Here is a 2,565-nt window from a genome sequence, read left to right as displayed (position 1 = left end):
GCGCCAGCGCCTTCTCGCTGGCGAAGTGCTGGCGGGAAAGTTCCTGAAAAAGCCGGACCCGCGCCTGGGCGAGATTCTCGGGGTCGCTGGGCTGGGCTTCGTCGTCGCCGACCAGGAGCATGCCCCGTTGGGGATCGAGACGCTGGACCTGATCACGCTGGGGGCGAAAGCCGCGCAAATGCCGGTACTGGTACGAGTGCCTTCCAGGCGGGCCGAGGCGATCGGCAGTGTTCTCGACATCGGCTGCGCCGGCGTCGTGGTGCCGCATGTGCGCGGGCCCGAGGATGCCGAGGCAATTGCCGACGCTGTCAAGTACGGGCGGGGCAAACGCGGCTTCTCGCCCTCGGTCAGAGGCGGAGCCTATGGCACCGCCGGTCTCGGCTATCGCGCCGACGCCGACCGGCGATCCGTCATCATGGCCCAGATCGAGGATCGCGAAGCGCTCGAGCACCTCGATGACATCGCGGCGGTACCCGAGATAGACGTGCTTTTCGTTGGCCCGGTCGACCTCGGCCTGTCGATGCAGGTTGAACCCGGATCGATCGAGCTGGACACCGCGATCGCCAGCGTCGCGGCCGCCGCGCGCAAGGCCGGCAAGGCTGCGGGCCTGTTCGTCGGCGACCCGTCGCATATCGCGCGCTGGGTCGATCGCGGCGTGTCCGTGTTCATTTGCGGCTCTGACCAGAGCATCCTGCTGGCGGGCGGCCGCGCCATCGCGGCCGCGTCGCGAGCCGTCCCCATTTAGGCACAACAACAAAGAGGATCCTGACATGGCCATTCATGGCATCGATTGGAACGCGATCGAATGGAAGACGATCCGCAGCGGCGTGGACCAGAAGGCCTTCTCCGGCAACAGTGCCACCATTGCGATGCACCGGCTTCAACCCGACCATGAGCCGAAGCCGCACAAGCACGTCTACGAGCAGATCGCCTACATCGTCTCCGGCACCGTCGATTTCCATGTCGGCGACGAGGTCCGGCGCCTTGGGCCGGGCAGCCTGATCGTCGTCCCGCCAAACGTGATGCACCACGCTGTCGTCGTCGGTGACGAGGAGGTCATCAACATCGACGTCTTCACGCCCGCGCGACCGCAGTACTCGCCTGTACCGAAGAACGACTGACCGCTCACCGCAAGCCACCGGTTTCGTTGGAAAGGAAGATCATGCGCGCCGTCGTTTCTCCGTTGCAGCGTGGATACAAATCCGCGCCGGTCTTCTTCCGCGGCAAACTCGTCGAAAGCCAGGACACGCCGGAGCGGTTGGAGGCCTTCATCGCGGTCGTTCGGGAGATGGACCTCGATCTGATCGAGCCGCCGGTCGTCGCCGACGCCCTCCTCAAAGGCGTCCATGATCCCGGCTATCTGGAATTCCTTGCCGAAGCGCCCGGCCGTTGGCCAGACATGATGCCGGGCCTGACGTCCTTGATGCCCAATATCTACCCGACACGGCACTTTCCGGCGCGCCGGCCCCTGCACTATCTCGGCCAGGCTGGATATTACCTGGGCGACATGGTCTCGCCGCTGACGGCGCAGACCTGGGGAGCAGCGCTCGGGTCCGCCTCGAGCGCGGCCCATGCCGCGAGCCTTGTGCTGGCGGGCGAGCCCGTCGCTTACGCGCTCTGCCGCCCGTCCGGTCACCACGCCCATGCCGATATGGGCCAGGGCTTCTGTTTCCTGAACAATGCGGCCATTGCCGCCACGGTGGCGCGAACCCGCCACGCCCGCGTTGCCGTCATCGACATCGACGTCCATCACGGCAATGGCACGCAGCACATCTTCTACGATCGCGACGATGTCTTCTTCGCGTCGCTGCACAGCGATCCCGACATGACCTATCCCTTCTTCGTCGGCCATCCCGAAGAGGTCGGGGCCGGCAGGGGCGAGGGTTTCAACCTGAACCTGCCGCTCAAGGTCGGCTCCGGCGACAAAGCCTATCTGGCTGCGCTCGACACCGCCATCGAGCGCATAAGGCGGTTCGATCCGGGCTTCCTGGTCGTCTCGCTCGGGCTCGACGCGCATGAGAGCGACTTGCTGGGCTCGCTCAACCTCACTTCGGAAGGATTCGTCGAGGTCGCCCGCCGTCTGGCCGCGCTACGGCTGCCGACGGCGCTCGTGCAGGAAGGCGGCTACACCGTCTCGGAGGTGGGGCATGTACTGCGCTCGGTATTGTCCGTGTTCGCGGCAACCGTGAAGCAGGGTTAGCGAGCCGCTCCGGACATGGGAATTGTCGATCATCCGGTGGCGGCCTGCCGGAATCTTGTATTGGAGGACACCTCGGGGTAGCACGGAGTACGTGCTTCACGCCGGCAAGGCCGGCGCACGCGAACGCGGGGGAAGACAGAGACATGACGATGGCACGGTCTGACGGTGGCGTGAAATCGGTCCAGCTTGCCTTCGACGTGCTCGAGGCGGTCGCCGCAGCGCCTGGCGAGGTTGGGGTGAGCGAGCTGGCAGCCCTGCTCGGCACAACCAAGGGAACGGTCTTCCGCCATCTGCAGACGCTGGTGGAGCGCGGCTATGTCGACCAGAACGCGGTCTCGGCCCGCTACAAGCTCGGCACCCGGTCC

4 protein-coding genes are annotated in these 2,565 nt (G+C 65.8%); all 4 read left to right on the top strand.

Annotated elements, in window-relative coordinates; all coding sequences use genetic code 11:
- Window positions 1-745, top strand: a 745-nt coding sequence (locus EN742_RS31350) for an aldolase/citrate lyase family protein (protein ID WP_128333689.1), incomplete at its 5' end; no start/stop codon positions are given.
- A gap of 25 nt (window positions 746-770) precedes the next feature.
- A complete protein-coding gene (locus EN742_RS31345) occupies window positions 771-1,121 on the top strand; it encodes a cupin domain-containing protein (protein WP_128333688.1) in 351 nt (116 codons plus the stop codon).
- Between the two features lie 41 nt (window positions 1,122-1,162).
- Window positions 1,163-2,200: a histone deacetylase family protein gene (locus EN742_RS31340; RefSeq protein WP_128333687.1), complete on the top strand. Its 1,038-nt coding sequence runs from the start codon at window positions 1,163-1,165 to the stop codon at window positions 2,198-2,200.
- A 143-nt stretch (window positions 2,201-2,343) separates the two neighbouring features.
- Window positions 2,344-2,565, top strand: a 222-nt coding sequence (locus tag EN742_RS31335) for a helix-turn-helix domain-containing protein (protein ID WP_128333686.1), incomplete at its 3' end; no start/stop codon positions are given.

The sequence above is a fragment of the Mesorhizobium sp. M4A.F.Ca.ET.020.02.1.1 genome (genome assembly GCF_004022645.1).
GTDB lineage: Bacteria > Pseudomonadota > Alphaproteobacteria > Rhizobiales > Rhizobiaceae > Mesorhizobium.
Note: the sequence above shows the minus strand (reverse complement) of the source record. Positions and strands in the feature narration are given on the sequence as shown.

Coding starts and splice junctions, on each gene's coding strand:
- EN742_RS31345 (WP_128333688.1), top strand. CDS start 771: ATGGCCATTCATGGCATCGATTGGAACGCGATCGAATGGAAGACGATC.
- EN742_RS31340 (WP_128333687.1), top strand. CDS start 1,163: ATGCGCGCCGTCGTTTCTCCGTTGCAGCGTGGATACAAATCCGCGCCG.